The organism is Desulfonatronum parangueonense (genome assembly GCF_054656975.1).
The window spans coordinates 2359465-2375666 of sequence record NZ_BAAHXH010000003.1 but is presented as its reverse complement, the minus strand read 5'-3'; the positions used below and the strand labels follow the sequence as shown (position 1 = coordinate 2375666).

Annotated in this window: 13 protein-coding genes; 2 read left to right on the top strand and 11 right to left on the bottom strand. The window is 57.4% G+C overall.

The window, feature by feature from the left end; all coding sequences use genetic code 11:
- Positions 1-216: 216 nt before the first annotated feature.
- Genes ACYQ15_RS10910 through ACYQ15_RS10900 form a run of 3 tightly spaced genes read right to left on the bottom strand, consistent with a single transcriptional unit; the run spans position 217 to position 2971 of the window.
- Positions 217-1464: an MBL fold metallo-hydrolase gene (locus tag ACYQ15_RS10910; protein WP_459937541.1), complete on the bottom strand. Its 1248-nt coding sequence runs from the start codon at positions 1462-1464 to the stop codon at positions 217-219.
- Positions 1461-2369 (bottom strand): hypothetical protein, encoded by a 909-nt coding sequence (locus ACYQ15_RS10905; protein WP_459937540.1) that lies wholly within the window; start codon positions 2367-2369, stop codon positions 1461-1463. The genes ACYQ15_RS10910 and ACYQ15_RS10905 overlap by 4 nt, the downstream gene beginning before the upstream one ends.
- Positions 2366-2971, bottom strand: a complete 606-nt coding sequence (locus ACYQ15_RS10900) for a hypothetical protein (RefSeq protein WP_459937539.1) — start codon at positions 2969-2971, stop codon at positions 2366-2368. Before ACYQ15_RS10900 ends, ACYQ15_RS10905 begins: the two co-directional genes overlap by 4 nt.
- Before the next feature lie 181 nt (positions 2972-3152).
- On the opposite strand from ACYQ15_RS10900, the gene ACYQ15_RS10895 reads away from it, so the two are divergent.
- Positions 3153-4145 (top strand): helix-turn-helix transcriptional regulator, encoded by a 993-nt coding sequence (locus ACYQ15_RS10895; protein ID WP_459937538.1) that lies wholly within the window; start codon positions 3153-3155, stop codon positions 4143-4145.
- A 193-nt stretch (positions 4146-4338) separates the two neighbouring features.
- Here the strand turns inward: ACYQ15_RS10895 and xdh are convergent, their stop codons facing one another.
- The 5 genes from xdh to ACYQ15_RS10870 form a co-directional block, all read right to left on the bottom strand.
- Positions 4339-6963 (bottom strand): selenium-dependent xanthine dehydrogenase, encoded by a 2625-nt coding sequence (gene xdh, locus ACYQ15_RS10890; RefSeq protein ID WP_459937537.1) that lies wholly within the window; start codon positions 6961-6963, stop codon positions 4339-4341.
- A 221-nt stretch (positions 6964-7184) separates the two neighbouring features.
- Positions 7185-7481 (bottom strand): DUF2442 domain-containing protein, encoded by a 297-nt coding sequence (locus tag ACYQ15_RS10885; protein WP_459937536.1) that lies wholly within the window; start codon positions 7479-7481, stop codon positions 7185-7187.
- Between the two features lie 295 nt (positions 7482-7776).
- Positions 7777-8031 carry a type II toxin-antitoxin system RelE family toxin gene (locus tag ACYQ15_RS10880; RefSeq protein WP_459937535.1) on the bottom strand — a complete coding sequence of 85 codons (255 nt, stop codon included), beginning with the start codon at positions 8029-8031 and terminating at the stop codon, positions 7777-7779.
- Positions 8028-8288 carry a type II toxin-antitoxin system Phd/YefM family antitoxin gene (locus ACYQ15_RS10875; RefSeq protein ID WP_459937534.1) on the bottom strand — a complete coding sequence of 87 codons (261 nt, stop codon included), beginning with the start codon at positions 8286-8288 and terminating at the stop codon, positions 8028-8030. The genes ACYQ15_RS10880 and ACYQ15_RS10875 overlap by 4 nt, the downstream gene beginning before the upstream one ends.
- Positions 8289-8456: 168 nt before the next feature.
- Positions 8457-9953 (bottom strand): pyridoxal-phosphate dependent enzyme, encoded by a 1497-nt coding sequence (locus ACYQ15_RS10870; protein ID WP_459937533.1) that lies wholly within the window; start codon positions 9951-9953, stop codon positions 8457-8459.
- Positions 9954-10581: 628 nt separating this feature from the next.
- Here ACYQ15_RS10870 and ACYQ15_RS10865 point away from each other — a divergent pair.
- On the top strand, positions 10582-12828 hold the full coding sequence (locus tag ACYQ15_RS10865; protein WP_459937532.1) for an NADP-dependent isocitrate dehydrogenase: 2247 nt from the start codon (positions 10582-10584) through the stop codon (positions 12826-12828).
- A gap of 359 nt (positions 12829-13187) precedes the next feature.
- On the opposite strand, the gene thrC is transcribed toward ACYQ15_RS10865, so the two are convergent.
- The 3 genes from thrC to ACYQ15_RS10850 form a co-directional block, all read right to left on the bottom strand.
- Positions 13188-14411: a threonine synthase gene (gene thrC, locus ACYQ15_RS10860; protein ID WP_459937531.1), complete on the bottom strand. Its 1224-nt coding sequence runs from the start codon at positions 14409-14411 to the stop codon at positions 13188-13190.
- A 212-nt stretch (positions 14412-14623) separates the two neighbouring features.
- Positions 14624-15385, bottom strand: coding sequence for an ABC transporter permease (locus ACYQ15_RS10855; RefSeq protein ID WP_459937530.1), 762 nt, complete (start codon positions 15383-15385; stop codon positions 14624-14626).
- Entirely contained in the window at positions 15369-16190 is an 822-nt protein-coding gene (locus tag ACYQ15_RS10850; protein ID WP_459937529.1) for an ABC transporter ATP-binding protein, read from the bottom strand. The genes ACYQ15_RS10855 and ACYQ15_RS10850 overlap by 17 nt, the downstream gene beginning before the upstream one ends.
- Positions 16191-16202: the final 12 nt, after the last annotated feature.

Here is a 16202-nt window from a genome sequence, read left to right as displayed (position 1 = left end):
TTCACCATGAAAGCCTAATGATTGCTATTGTCCGCAAGTGCCACGGATGATTGATTATCAGCGGCCGCTCTCGCGCATAGATCTTGGACCCGGTTCAGACTTCCGTCCAGATTGTATTCACTCTGGCAATCCAAGTGAACAAAATTGTTTTCGGCGGTTCCCGTCAGCCCAAAAAGCTGATTCAACGAATCCACGGTTTCGGCATCCAACATCTGGTCACGCCTCCCACCATTGCCCATCGGAATGGGGTTCGACATTTTGAAACAGGTTTGCATACTGATCCGGGGCAAAGCTGTGTATCGGCACGACCCTGCGCGGGGACAAAGCCTCTACGAAAGCCTGCAATTCCGCGGTCCCGGCATGGCCGGAGGTGTGAATGTTTTGCTTGGCAATACCTTGGGACTCAAGCCAGGATTTGACATGATCGTACAGACCTCGCTCCCAGTATCCCTCCCACTGCGAGTAAATATAAGCCGCGCCGGAAAGACATTCAGCCCTGTCGAGGTCGCTCATGAACAGTGGGCGGAATAGTAGCGTGTATTCTTTCGGGTTCGCTTGGAGGTGTTGTCCATAGATTCGGTTCGCGGAGTGATGCTTGAGTTGGTCGAACCAAGCGTTCGTCTTGATCTGGATTCGCTGAGGCTGCGGAACGAACAGGGCAACGTCTTGCCAGTTGGATTGCGGGATGTTTGGATTCCCCGTGGCCTCAAGAATCGCCGCTGTGTAAAGGTCCATGACCATTTTCCTGCCGGTGCGTTTTGTCGCTCGCAGGATCGACACAATACGATCAATGTTCTGGCCCGAGACGTGGACCATGGCCAATCCATCGGTCGTGGCGAACACACTGGCAAGCTGCTCTTCAATCTCTGCTTCCGTAGGAAAGAGCTCAGCTTTCCCCAAACGTCCCAGCGAAGAACCTTCCAGCAACAGGACGTCGATATCTTGTGGTGGTCGGGTAAGGATGTTGTTGAAAAGTTTGGCCTTGCGGCCATGGCCGCGAAAATCGCCGCTGTAAAAAAGCCGCTTTCCGCCTGCCTCAATCAATAAGGCATAGGAGTCGTAGGCGGAGTGATCGACGAGATACGGAGTGATTCGGAACGGGCCGACCTCCAGGGCAGTCCATGCCTCATAGTCTTTTCCGGCTGGAAGATCGGGCCAGTTGCTGGGAAGAAAGGGTTTTGCGGCAGCAAGAATCCGACGCGCGGCAGGTCCCATGAAAACGGGAATCTTTGGAGAGACATGTTTGAGCAGTCCAAGGTGGTCAAGATGAGGGTGGGAAATGAAGATTCCCAGCAATGAGGGATCACCATTTATCAGGCAAGGCACGTCGGGCAGATACCCTGGTGTGTTGCTCTCAGCATCCAAAGGCAAACCGAGATCGACGAAGATGCGCTGCCCATCTTGTTCGATTTCCACGCAACTGCCGCCGATCTGGTTGCTGCCTCTGTGAATGCAGATGTTCATTTAGGGCTCCGATAGTAAAAAATGCTAGGTGACGATTCAGAAATTACATTACGGAAAAGTATGATATCGCTCTCAAGGTTTGGATGCTTGGACAAAAGGGTTTGGATATTGTTTTCAGCTAAACCTGAGTAGTGTCCTACAACTATTACACCTTCAACTTCATTTCCAATTTCGACTGCTTTTGGCCAAGTCTCATCACCAATAACACCTAATACTCGTTTTTGTTGATAATTTTTTTTATAACACTCTTTCATAGAATCAATATTGTTTTTTGCAAGAGAGATATAGCTTTCAATCTGATTAGCAACATTTCCAGATAATTCTGGATTGTTCCCAAGTTTAACTTCTAAAATAACAAATTTGTATATATTGTTGTGATTCCTTAGAGCAAGAAGGTCAATTTTTGACCTGTTGTTTCCTGGAAAACTAACTTGTCTATCTATTATAATGAAGTCTTTGTTTTTAGAATTATCAGTAATTAATGTTTGTTCAAAATACATTTCTTCGCTATAATTTGCATCTTTAATTTTTTTCATAATTTTTTGGATAACTTTAGATTGAAAAAATGCATAGATATATGATGATTCTACAACGGCAATATCAGATTTTCCATTTTCTGAAAAAATATTTTCTACAGGAAATCTTCTATCATTTAATCTTTCAATTATCGATTTGAGATGAAACTTTTTATCAACTTCAACCTTGTAGGAATTCTTAATTATATTTGGAGTTACTTTTGCGAGACTATTGCCTCTGTAATAAATATTGAAATAATTGTTCCTGATTTGAAAATCTAAATCTCCGCATGAGTTGCAAATTTTTGTAAAAAGAGATTGAAAATCTGATGCGACCATTTCAAGGTGTCTGTCTGAAAAAAAACGTGAGATGTTTTTGCCTTTTGTCACTTTGAACTCCTTTCGGATTGTTGAATGTTTACCCTGATATCATGTGTTAGGTTAGAAATGCTAGCTTCAAGCGAGGCAGTTCGTTCAAATGTCTCTTGAGATGGGATGCTAACCTCAACAACCCCTTCTTTCCATGAAAACCGTTTTGTACTTAAAGGCGTCTGAGGCTTGCACGAAGGGTACTTCTCACGCATGCGGAGCAGAACGTGCCAAAGCTCAGGAAAGGAGGCAAGTGACCCGCGAAAAATTGAAGTACACTTACCGCATATGCCTGTAAACCTATTAACACCGGATCCCGAAGAACCATGGGCATTAATGATGTATGCTTTTTCCCGGCACTCTGGACAAGTGGTTACCAACTTCTCCTCTTGCCAAAGCATGAGCAGGACTCCTAAAGGAATCTGCCAGTATAATCCAACTATGAGGCCGAGATATGCCGCATCAGAGGTAATGTTAAAATATTCAGGGCGAGAGAGAATGTATTCGGTATTTTCGATGAACAGCCCGAGGTTCTCCCTGATCAGTTCCAGATCACGTTCCCGGCTCTGAGCGATTTTTCGGCAATATTCGTCAAATTGGTGGTGTTGTCTTGTGTTGGACATGTTTTTGAATCCTCCACCTTGTGGGGGCAATAGTCGTTGAAGCGTTCGGATTAGATTTCCAGTGGAAGTTGAACAATAGGCAGTGCATTGTTGTTGCCGCCCGATTGTCCTGAGCTCCTCCGCCAGAACCTTCTGACATAGGGATGTGTCATATCTGGTCACAACACGAGATGGAGATGCGATGCGTGGAAAAGTTTTGCTGAATCTACTCAAGGCCATTGAGCTCCTGAGCAGGCCACAGGGGGCAACCATTCGTGAAATTGGGGAAAAACTCGAGTTGCAACGACGCAGCGTCTATAGGCTCCTGACCGCGATCCAGGATCTCGGTTTTCCCGTTTATGACGCCAAGGGTGAGAATGGTGCGACAAAGCAATGGAAAATGCTGGATGATTACATTGTCCGTCTGCCGAACATCACCTTGCCCAAGGTGGAACTGACGCCTTCTGAAGCCATGGCAATTCAGTTCATTGCCGCGGATAACCGGCTACCCAGGGCACCGTCACTACGTCGTAATCTGGAGCAAGCCCTGGCCAAACTCACGCTGCTCCTGCCTCGGAATGTTTCTCAGTCATTACGCAGAGTCGCGGAAACAAGTTTTGTTGTTTCGAAATTAACAAAGGATTACAGCCAGAAAGAAGAAGTCCTCGATGATCTGACGGAAGCCATGCTCACCTCAAAGACCTGCGAGGTAGACTATCATGCCTACAGCACCGGACAGATAAAGACCTATGCCGTGGAACCGCTCAGCATATGCGACCATGACGGCGGGCTTTATCTGTTCGTGCATATACCGCGGTACGAGGAAATCCGTCTGCTGGCGATGGAAAGGATTCGTGGTCTGCGCATCCTGGAATCATCGTTCGAATACCCTGGTGACTTTGATCCCCAAGAACGGCTGAAGACTGCCTTTGGTGTTTTTTTTGATGATCCGGTTGAGATCACGGTTCGATTCAGCTCTGCTGTCGCCAGATATGTAGAGGATCGCAACTGGTCGGTAGAACAGCGAATGACCAAACTAGATGATGGGCGTGTTGAACTGTGGATGCGCACGTCTGGAAAGACCGAGGTTCTGCGATGGGTCTTGGGCTTTGGACCGAACGCGGAGGTGCTGGCACCAGCGGAACTTCGAAGTGAAGTCAAGGCGATGCTTGAGCAAACTCTGCAACTGTACTGAACTATGCGCGAAATTGGTATTTCACTGGTGAGTCTGAAGGTCACGGTCACGCTGGGATGAGATATGCCATAATAATCAACATAAAAGATAAGTGGCATGGTTTGAAATGCAATTTGCTCAACAAGTCGAGGGTCTCTGAAAAGCAGCTTTCACAGGTAACCCAAAAACCGTGGCAGAACATTCAGCCTGCAGGTCAGTAGCAGCTCCATGTGGTGTCTCCTTCGGGACTTTGGGCGTCCTGGACGGGGACGCCCAGCGGTTCCAGGGGCAGGGTGCGGCGGGGGAGTCCGTCGAAGCGGTAGTAGGCAGCGGCAATGGCCGGTGCCGTGGGGATGGAGCCGATTTCGCCAACGCCTTTGGCGCCCAATGGGCCTTCCGGGTCCGCGTTGTCCACGGCGATGACCGTGATTTTGGGCATGGCATCGGCACGCAGCAGGCCCACGTCCCGGAATTTGTCTGAAGCAAGATAACCCTTTTCCAGGCGAAGCCGTTCGGAGACGGCCGCGCCCATGCCCATGAGCACTCCACCCTCGATCTGGCCTTCCAGCATCTGCCGGTTGACCACGGTTCCGGCGTCGTGGGCCGCCACCACTTCCTTAACTTTTCCGGCTTGATCCAGCAGCACCAGGTGGGCCGCGAAGCTGTAGGCCACGTGGCTACGGAACGTGCCCGGCTCGCCGCCCGGGGCGGTGTCCGTGCAGTGGTAGCGGCCTTCGTAGGTTCGCCCGGCCAGGGCCTCCAGGCTTCCGGCCTGCCGCAGGTCGGCCTTGATCCTGCTTGCGGCGTCCAGCACGGCCCGGCCCAGTTGGTAGGTGCCCCGGCTGGCCGTGGTGGCGCCGGCCACCGCGCCGTGGCGGGTGTCAGAGTCCACCTGGATTTGCGTCAGGTCGTCGATATTCAATTCATGGGCCAGGAACTGGGCGGCAACGGTATGGATGCCCTGGCCCATCTCGGACCAGCCGTGGTGCAGGACCAGGCGGCCGTTCTCGTGGATCTCGACCTTGGCCAAGCATTCTTCCACGAGGCCGTTGCCGATGCCGCAGTTCTTGATGCCGCAGGACAGGCCGGCCCGGCCGGACTTCTTCACCCGTTCCCAGGGCTCGCGTAGGGCCTCCAGACAGGCCCGCAGGCCGATGCCCGGCCCCAGGACCTGACCCGTGGCGACCATGCGGCCCTGATCCAGGGCGTTGTCATAGCGGAACTGCCAGGGATCGAATCCGCCGGCCCTGCAAAGCCGCTCCACCATGGCCTCCATGGCGAAGACGGCCTGGTTCACGCCAAAGCCGCGCATGGCGCCGTTGGGGATGTTGTTGGTGAACACGGCCCGGGATTCCACGTCCACCACCGGCACGTGGTACGCCCCTGTGGCATGGGTGGCGGCCCGGGCCATGACCGCCGCGCCCACCGAGGCATAGGCCCCGGTGTCGCCGAGAATGCGCGCCTTGAGGGCGATGAGCCGGCCCTGGTCGTCGCAGCCCGCCGCATACGCCAGGCGCATGGGGTGGCGCTTGGGGTGCATGCGCAGTGACTCAGGACGGGAGAGCTTCACCTTGACCGGGGCCCGGAGCAGCCAGGCCGCCAGGGCCGCGTGGTGCTGCACGGTCAGATCCTCCTTGCCGCCGAAGGCTCCGCCGCTGTCCACCATTGTCGCCCGGACCTGCTCCCTGGGCAGCCCCAGGACCCGGGCCACGTCGTCGCGGTCGTGGTAGAGGCCCTGTCCCTGGGTGTAGAAATGGATTCCGCCGGATTCCGGGTCCGGCAGGGCCATGGCGCATTCCGGCTCCAGGAAGCCGTGTTCGATGGGCGCCGTGCGGAAGGTCTCCGTGACCACGAAGGCCGATCGCCGCAGGGCCTCGTCTGCGTCTCCTCCGCGCTGGATGGTCTTGACGGCTAAGAGGTTGCCGGATTCGTGAACGAGGACATCGCTTGCCTCGGCCTGCTCCGGGTCGGTCAACGGCTCCAGAACCTCGTAGCTCACCTCGATCATGGCCGACGCGGCTCGGGCCTGCTCCATGGTGTCGGCCACAACGCAGGCCAGCACGTCGGCCACGGTGCGGGTGGTCTCTCCTTCGGCTACGTACATGGGCCAGTCCGGCACGATCATGCCCACATGACGTTCACCGGGGATGTCCGTGGCGGTGAGGATGCGCCTGACGCCCGGCGCGGCCAGGGCCTTGGATGTGTCGATGCGCAGCACCCGCGCCCTGGGATGGGCGCTGAAATGCAGCGCGCCGTGGAGCATCCCGGGGAGATGCATGTCGTCGGTGAAGATGTGCGAACCCACGGCGCGCTCGTAAGCACCGTAGCGGACGACGCTGGAACCGAGCCTGGGCGGGTCTGGACGAATGGAGGCCGCTTCCTCGCCGCGCAGAACGCGAGCCGCTTCCAGAATGGCGTCCACGATCTTCACGTAGCCCGTGCAGCGACACAGGTGCGGGCGCACGGCCTTGATCACTTCTTCGAGGGAGGGGGCGGCGTTTTGCTCCAGCAGAATCTTGGTCCGGGTCAAAAAGCCCGGCGTGCAGAATCCGCACTGCACCGCGCCCTTTTCGGCAAACGCCCGGCCCAGGGTGCGGCGCAAATCCTCGGGAAAGCCTTCCAGGGTCAGCACGCGCTTGCCGAGAAGCTTGCGCATGGGCGTGGAGCAGGCCAGGGCCGGTTTGCCGTCTATCTCCACCAGACACGCCCCACAGGCCGCCTGGCCGGAGCAGCCGTCCTTGGCCGCGGTCAACCTCCGGTCCTCCCGCAGCCAATTGAGCAGGGAGCGGTCAGGGTCGCCGTCGTAGATCACGGAGGTGTTGTTCAAGGTGAAGTTCATGGTGATGCCCCACTCTACAAAGGTTTTGAGCCGTTCATAGGTCCCGAAGACTGGTTTGGGAACAGCGCTGGAAACGTAAACCCCGGGAACGCGGGGCTCCGTACCCGCTCTTCAGGAACCGCGAGTGCAGAGCCTCGCGTTCCCAGCAAATGCCCGCCCATGACCCCGAAAGATTCTTCGATAAGTTCGAATATCGTGTTCCGTGGGCTTCTCGTCGAGCTTCAATCTTCAATTTCGTGTTTCAGCCCTCGGCGAGGTTCGGAATTGGCTTCGATGTCCTGTCGTCCGTAGGCGCCGGATGGTTCGTAGATGAGAGGGAAAATTCCAGGTTCCTTGATCGAATCCAGGGACAAATCAATATCGAGTTCAGGCCATCGCAAATGATCCCTTCCCTCTTCAATGACGCGAAAGATCTTCTGAACAGGTGCTTCCAGGAACCACGGAAATGCCTCGTAATCCAGAAAGTATTCCCTGCCCCCATACAAGATCCAGAGGCCGAACGGGGAAATATCGGTCACCTCAGGTCCTGAAGTGCTCGTCCCAGTGCTTGCGTATTTCATCGGCTTTTTCCTCTACGATCAGTTGCAATTCTCTCAATTTCCCCGAAGACTGGCCCATGAGCAACGCAGGAAACGCAAACCCCGGGAACGCGGGGCTCCGTACCCGCTCTTCAGGAACCGCGAGTGCAGAGCCTCGCGTTCCCAGCAAAGGCCAGCCCATGATCCCGAAATATTTCTTCGATACGTTCGAAATCAGTAGTGTTTCTTTGTCTCCCAGGCGTTTTCGCAGGTAAATCGAAGTTTCGCCGTAGCGTTAATCTCCATAGTAGGTCCTGGCTCTGATGACGAGTACGATCAACTCATCCTCAAGGATCGAGTACACGATTCGATCCTTGAATCCCAGGCGAACCGAGTAGTACCCCTTCAGGTTGCCCACAAGCGCCTTGCCCGAGTATGGATCAACGGCTAGGCGATTTCGAAGAATATCCTTTAATTTGTCCCGAAGTTTTGGAGTGAGCTTTTCAATGTCCTTGGCGGCCTTGCGAGTGAATCGAATCCGGTAGGTCACTGACTCTCCCCGAAGACTTCATCAAACGAAAGGGTCTCCCCTGTTTGGGCTTCCTGGCGGGCGGAGTTGAATTCCTCGCGAAAACCGGGAGTAGATAAAAGCTCCAGCGTCTCCTGGATGCTCTCATATTCATCTTGGGACATGAGAACCGCATCGCCGTTTCTGTGCCGGATATGATAGACCTCATGGCGTTCATTGACGCACTTGATCAGGTCGAAGAAATTCTTGCGGGCGTCCGTGGCGGTCATGGTGGTCATTTCTGTCTCCTTGTGTACATATTCTGGTACATGCTCAAGGTAGAATTTCCAGCACTCGATTGTCAAACAGCAACACGATTCTGTTGATTGCAACAGCGGTCAAGGGGGTAACTGTTTCAACGTATGAAAACGGGCGATTCGCCTTTCCACCGGATTCGGCTGGAAGAATTATTTCCCACCTTCCTGCTCTAGCTCGGCCAACAACCCCACACGCTCATTAAAAGCCTCGATCAATCGATCGATCTCCAGCAGTTGGCGGGGGATGCGATCCCAGTAGTCCTCGTCGTGCCACTGGGCCTGGATTTCCTCGAAGGTCTTGCCCTGCTGCTCGACCCAGGTGAAGTACTTCAGGTTGTGAACGCGCTTGCGGTCCCGGTGGTTCAGTTCAAGAAGGTTGTCCAGGCCCTGGCCCAGCAGGTGTCGTTCATGGGCCACGGCTGCGTTGACGGTCGTGAACGGCCCGCGTTCAGCGGTCAGTTCCTCCAGGCGGCTGTTGTACATTTCCATGGAGTCCGTGGCCACGGTGGCCACCACGTCCTTCGGACCCAGCTCGTACCATTTGGCGAACTTGGCTGCGGCAATGATATTCGACCAGCCGGAAATGCCGATCAGGTCCAGTTGTTCCACCAGGGAGGGAGCGACGCCCCGGGAGGACAGGTACTCGCGCCCGGCCTCTTCGTTGGCCAGACGGATCAACTGCATGGGGGCCTCGTCGTCGATGGCCAGGATCATGTCCGTATTTTTGACGTTGTGCACCCAGGGCACGTGCTTGTCCCCGATGCCCTCGATGCGGTGCTCGCCGAAGCCGTTGTAGAGCAGCGTCGGGCATTGGGCGGCCTCGCAGGCCGCGATTTTCAGGGACGGGAAGCGGGCTTTGAGGTAGTCGCCGGCGGCCAGGGTGCCGCCGGAGCCGGTGGCCAGGATCAGGCCGCGAATCCGGGAGGGCTTGTCCGTGAGGTCTGTCATGACCTCTTCCAGGGCCGGACCGGTGATTTCGTGGTGCCAGAGGTAGTTTCCGAACTCGTCGAACTGGTTGAAGATGACCACGTCGTCCCCGGAAGCGCGCAGTTCATGGCACTTGTCGAAAATTTCCTTGACATTGGATTCCGACCCCGGCGTCTTGATGATCTCTCCGGCCACTTTGGTCAGCCACTCGAAGCGCTCCCGGCTCATGCCCTCGGGCAGAATGGCGATGGAGGAGCAGCCCAGCAGGGCCGAATCGTACGCCCCGCCCCGGCAGTAGTTGCCCGTGGAGGGCCAGACAGCCTTCTGGGTGGTGGGGTCGAACTGGCCCGTGACCAGCCGGGGCACGAGGCAGCCGAATGCCGCGCCCACCTTGTGCGCGCCCGTGGGAAACCATTTGCCGATGAGCACCACGATCCGGCAGGGCGCTCCGGTCAGCTCCGGAGGCAGGACCAGATGATTGACCCCGCCGAACCCGCCGCCCGAAGGCGTGGGCGCATTGCGCCAGGTGATGCGGAAGAGGTTGGCCGGATCCAGATCCCAGAGCCCGAGCTGGGCCAGACGGCGCCGCATGGCCTGGGGGATGGATTCGGGGTCGCGCATCTGGGCGAAGGTGGGGATGATCACGCCCCGTTCACGGGCTCTTTCAACGGCCCGTGCAAGGCCGGCTTCATTGACGGTCAAATCTATGGCCGTGGACATGGCATTTCCTTTAGATGTGTTGGTTGGAGTTGAGTTTTTCTGGCTGGAGAGCAGTGCCGCTCGTTTGAGTGGCCGAATTTCCGGCCAGCCTGCCGGATGATGTATCAGGAGAAAGAACGTGCTTCAACCTCGGCTGGCTCGGCATTCGTACCTGCTCAGTAAAACAACAGGTTGCAGAGGTTCGACGTAAGTTCTCAAAAATTTGTGGCAATCAACGAGGTAAATAATGGAGCGCCGCACCCCAGTGCGGCAAAGGTGTAGCGAGCTCGGGCAAAGTTCCGGCTGGAGCATGAACCACGTGGCTTGGTCACGAAACTTCACATCAATGGGAATCCTTGCTCAGGAAACCTCATCACCCGATCTTTTTGAGCAGTTACGGTTCGAGGACGACGCAGTAAAATGGCTTTCTGAAGACATGCCACGAAGAGCACGAAGGACCCCGAGGACAGGTCCTGGTGGAAACCGGAACCTATTGATGAAAAACGGACGGCAGTCATTCGCAACTTCACAACAGCCGCTCGGTCATGTACATCCGGACCCTCGAAGTGAAACGGAAGCATGGGCTGTTCATGGTCCGTGCCATGCTCAGCCGGTTAATGGCGGAATGATTCAATCAGGAGCGCAGTTCATGACAGAAGAAGCAGGTAAGGCAAAAATCATCTATACAATTGTGGACGAAGCCCCGGGCTTGGCAACGCGATCCTTTCTGCCCGTGATCGCGGCTTATGCCGGGGCGGCTGGAATTGCCGTGGAAACCCGGGATATCTCCCTGGCCGGCAGGATCATCGCCAGGTTTCCTGAGCGGCTCACCCCGGAACAGCGCGTCCAGGACGACCTGGCCGAGTTGGGCGAACTGGTCCGTCAGCCTGAGGCAAATGTCATCAAGCTGCCGAACATCAGCGCGTCGATTCCCCAGCTAAAGGCCGCAATCAAGGAGTTGCAAGGCCAGGGCTACGATCTGCCGGACTACCCCGAGGCGCCAAAAAACGACGAGGAACAGCGGATCAAGTCCGTGTACGACTCGGTGAAGGGGAGTGCGGTGAATCCGGTGCTGCGGGAGGGCAATTCGGACCGTCGCGCTCCGGAGTCGGTCAAGAATTACGCCCGCAAGCATCCGCACTCCATGGGCGAGTGGTCCCGGAATTCCCGTTCCCACGTGGCCAGCATGAAGGACGGCGACCTGCGTTCCAGCGAACGATCCATCACCATTGCCGAGGCTGTGGCGGGAAAGGCCAGGATTGAATATCAGGGCCGCGATCAAGAGGTCAGAGTCTTGAAGGAAAGCGTTGCGCTGGCCCCAGGTGACATTTTGGACGCCGGTGTAATGCGCCGTCGGGCTTTACGCACATTCATCGCGGAGCAGATCGCCGACGCCAAAGAGCAGGATCTGTTGTTTTCCCTGCATCTCAAGGCCACGATGATGAAGGTTTCCGATCCGGTGATCTTCGGTCATGTGGTTTCGGTTTTTTTTCAGGATGTATTTGAAAAGCACACCGAAACCCTTCAGGCTTTGGGCGTGGATCCCAACAACGGCCTGGGAGACCTGTTCGCCATGGTGGCCACGCTTCCCGAAGCGCAGCGCACGGCCGTTGAGAAGGATATCCAGGGGACGCTGGCCAAGGGGCCGAAGCTGGCCATGGTGGATTCGGACAAGGGGATTACCAATCTGCACGTGCCCAGCGACGTGATCATCGACGCCTCCATGCCCGCCGCGATCCGGTCCTCGGGCCAAATGTGGGGGCCGGACGGCAGGCAGCACGATACCAAGTTCGTCATCCCGGACAGCAGCTACGCCGGGGTGTATCAGGCCGTGATCGATGACTGCAAGGCCAATGGCGCCTACGATCCGACGACCTCGGGCACGGTGCCCAACGTTGGGTTGATGGCCCAAAAGGCCGAGGAATATGGAAGCCACGACAAGACCTTTTTGGCACCCGGAGATGGCGTTATCCGGATCATCGGCGCAAATGGCGCGGTTCTTCTGGAGCAGGACGTGGAACAGGGAGACATCTGGCGGTCTTGCCTGACCAGAGACGTCCCGATCCGCGATTGGGTCAAACTGGCCGTAAGTCGGGCCAAAGCAACCGGCTGGCCCGCGGTCTTCTGGCTGGACGAACAGCGGGCCCATGACCGGGAACTGATCGCCAAGGTCCGGCAATACCTGACAGAACACGACACGGCCGGCCTGGACATCCGGATCATGGCCCCGACAGCGGCGACCAGATTCAGCGTCGAACGGATGCGGGCCGGTGAGAACACCATCTCAGTGACCGGAAACGTGCTCCGCGACTACCTCACGGATCTGTTTCCGATCCTGGAGGTGGGCACCAGCGCGAAAATGCTGTCCATCGTGCCGCTGATCAACGGCGGCGGCCTGTTCGAGACCGGGGCCGGCGGCTCCGCGCCAAAGCATGTCCAGCAGTTCCTGACCGAAGGCCATCTGCGCTGGGACTCCCTGGGCGAATTCCTGGCCCTGGCCGCCTCTCTGGAACATCTGGCGATCACCGCGAACAATTCCAAAGCCAGGATCCTTGCCGAAACGCTGGATAAAGCCAACGGTCGTTTCCTGGAAAGCAACAAGTCGCCGTCACGCAAATGCGGGGAGATCGACACCCGGGGCAGTCATTTCTATCTGGCCCTGTACTGGGCCCAGGAATTGGCCCGGCAGCAGGAGGACCCGGACCTGCGTGATACGTTCTCCAGCCTTGCGGCGACCCTGGAACAGAAGGAAACCCGAATCGTCGAGGAACTGCTGGCGGCCCAGGGGCGAACTGTGGACATCGGTGGCTATTACCGGCCGGAGGACGAACGGGCGAACAGAGCAATGCGGCCCAGCGCCACCCTCAACGCTGCCTTGGACTCCTTCAAAGATTGAAAGCTGAAAGGGCCGGTCGCGGGTAAGCAAGGCGGCCGGCCCTTTTTGGTATGCGAATTTCAACTGCCACTTGAAATATACATGTATATTTCAAGTGGCAGTTGAAATTCGCAAACAATTGTTCGCCCTGAAGAGTAATTCTAGGCGATATCGATGTTTATGGGGTACCAATGATTGGTATTGGTTCAGAACAGGTTGACAATTTTTTGCACGGGATCCCCCCTGGGACCGCCGCACCCCAGTGCGGCAACCTGTATGCTTTACGCGCAACTTCAGATGTGGCTCGCGGACACCGTGCCGCACTGGGGTGCGGCGATCCAGGTTTCGGCTCCTTGAGAGTGGGGCCACGGCAAGAGCCGCTATTCCGACGGCAGAGCGTCGAGAACCTGGTCCAGGCCGGGTTGGCCAGGGGGGATGGAGGCGGGGGCGAGGTTTTGCTCGGTGCAGGCCTGGATGGCCGAGGCCACGTCCTTCAGGCCGGAGCCGGTGATCAGGAGGCAGATGGTCTCGTCCGGGGAAAGTTCGCCGGAACGAGACGCGGTCAGGGCTCCGGCCAAGGCAGCCGCGCCGGCCGGTTCGGCGAAAACGCCGGTGGTCCGGGCCAGGAGTGGGATGGCCTGGAGAATCGCATCATCTTCCACGCGCAGATAGGCTCCCCTGGTCTCGCGCACCGCGCGCAAGGCCTTGATGCGGTCCCGGGGTAGGCCGGCGGAGATGGAATCGGCCACGGTACGGGCCTGGATGGCTGGTTTGGTCAGGACGTCCTCATTGTTGCTCCAAGCTTGGTACAGGAAGTCGCTGCCGGCAGCCTGCACACCCATCAGCCGGGGCAGGCGGTCGATGAGGTCCAGGGCGAGCAGGTCGGTGAAGCCCTTGTGCAAGCCGCCGATGATGCAGCCGTCGCCGACACCCACGAAGACGCGGTCCGGCACGATCCAATCGCGCTGCTCGGCGATCTCGAAAGCGGCCGTCTTCTTGCCTTCGGTCATGAAGGGATTGGTGGCCGTGTTGCGGTTGTACCAGGGCCGGGCGCGGCAGGCGGCCATGCACAACTCAAAGGCGTCGTCGTAACTGCCTTGCACTGAAAAGACACGGGCTCCGAAGGCCAGCAGCTGGGCCACCTTGGCCTGAGGGGCCGAGGCCGGAACGAAGATGACGCAGGTCAGCCCCATGGACGCGGCCATGCCGGCCAGGGCCGCGGCGGCATTGCCCGTGCTCGCGCAGGCCACGGTGGTCAAACCCATGGCTCTGGCCTGGGCCGCGGCCAGGGCGCTGGCCCGGTCCTTGAGCGAGGCAGTGGGCTGGCGGGTCTCGTCCTTGACGAGCACCCGGGCCACGCCAAGCAGATGCGCCAGACCTGGAGATTCGTACAACGGGGTGAAACCCGTGGCCAGGGGAGGTATTTCAGCCGACTCGGGCAGGGGGAGAAGCACCCGGTAACGCCAGATTGTTTGCGGTCCGGCAGTGAGGGAGGCCGGGGTAAACAGGGTCCGGGCAGCCTCATAATCGTATTTAATATCCAATATTCCATCGTCTCCGGAACAAGGGCAGGTCATGCTGTTGAGACTGATTTCGTCAGGCATGACGTTTTGACCGCAAACCCGGCAGACGGCTCCCGTGACATAGGGGCCTTTGGGAAAAGAAATTTGTTGCGCGCCCTTCATTGTTGCATTGGAGTGTTGGGATGTTGGTTGTGTTGAAGCGTGGTTGATGGTGGCGCTGTCGATTCGATTTCGATTTCGATTGCGATTTCGATTTTATTGGTTCAGTGCTTGGGGTTGGCAATAGATTCGCATCAGCGGCGGAAGGCCCAGGAGGTGGTGCGGCTTTCCAGGGCCGCGAAGAGGGCGTACATGCCGATGCCCATTGCCGCGATGACGATCAGCCCGGCAAAGACCAGGGGGACGTTGAACCGGGAGCTTGCGGACATCATCAGATAGCCGATGCCGGCGTTGGAAGCCACGGTTTCGGAGATGACCGATCCCACGAAAGCCAGGGTTATGGCGATCTTCAGAGAGGCGAAGAAATAGGGCAGGGAATTGGGAATGCCGACCTTCAGCAGAATGGTGGCTTTGGACGCGCCAAGAACCCGCAGGACGTCCTCCAGTTCCGGCTCGATGGTTGCCAGCCCCGTGGCCACGTTGACCACCACCGGGAAGAAGGAGATCAGAAACGCGGTGATGATGGCCGGGGTCGTACCGATGCCGAACCAGATCACCAGCAGGGGCACCAGGGCCACCTTGGGCACGGAGTTGAAGCCGATCAGGATCGGGTAGAAAGCCCGGTATAGGAGTTTGGAGGAACCGATGATTACCCCCACGAGCATTCCGAAGGCCACGGCCAGGGCGAATCCGGCCAGGGTTGTATAGAGGGTTTGCAGGGCATGGGTGGTAATGGGGCCGGCAAACTCGTAGCCAGCCATCATGGCTTCGCTGGGCGGCGGCAGGATGTAGCTGGGAATTTTGGCGATACGTGCCACGGCCTCCCAGGCGGCGAACATGAGTATGGTGACAATGAGCGGCGAGCTGCGTTCCAGGTTCTTACGCGACAGAATCATCAATGCCTCCAAAAGCGTCGGCGCAACGCACCCGCTCAATATGTCCACGCAGTTCGTGGACAACCTCCACGAAGGCGGACTCGTAGCAAATGTCCAGTGCCCGCGGCCGGGGCAGGTCCACATGGCGGCTGTACACGATGCGGCCCGGGCGGCTGCTCATGACGTGAACCGTATCGGCCAGAAACACAGCTTCGCGCAGGTCGTGGGTCACCAGGACCACTGTCAGTTTCTTTTCCCGGCGCAACTCGGCCAGGACACACCAGAGCTCCTCGCGGGTGAAGGCATCCAGTGCACCGAAGGGTTCATCGAGCATGAGCAGCCTGGGATCGTGGATCAGAGCCCGGCAGAGATTGGCCCGCTGCTGCATGCCTCCGGAAAGTTCCCACGGATGTTTGGCTTCATGAGCGCCCAGGCCCACTGTTCGTAACAGCTGCCTGGCCCGTTCCAGGTACGCTGCCTTCTGGCTGCGCAGATTGCTGCGGTGGGGCTCAACGATTTCCAGGGGGAGCATGATGTTTCGGAGCGTGTTGCGCCAGGGCAGGAGCGTGGGGTTCTGGAAGGCCATGCCCACGAAGGAAAGGGTGCCCTCGACCTGCTTGCCGTCCACGAAGATGTTTCCACGAGTCGGGGGCTTGAGGCCGGTGACCAGCTTGAGCAGGGTCGACTTGCCGCACCCGGACGGACCGACCACGGCCACGAACTCACCCTGCCTGATGCCAAGATTCAATCCTTGAACCGCAAGGCTTTCGTCGTCTTCGCTATACGCGAGATCGACATTGTCGATCTCGACAAAATACTCGCTCATGCGCCGTGCTCC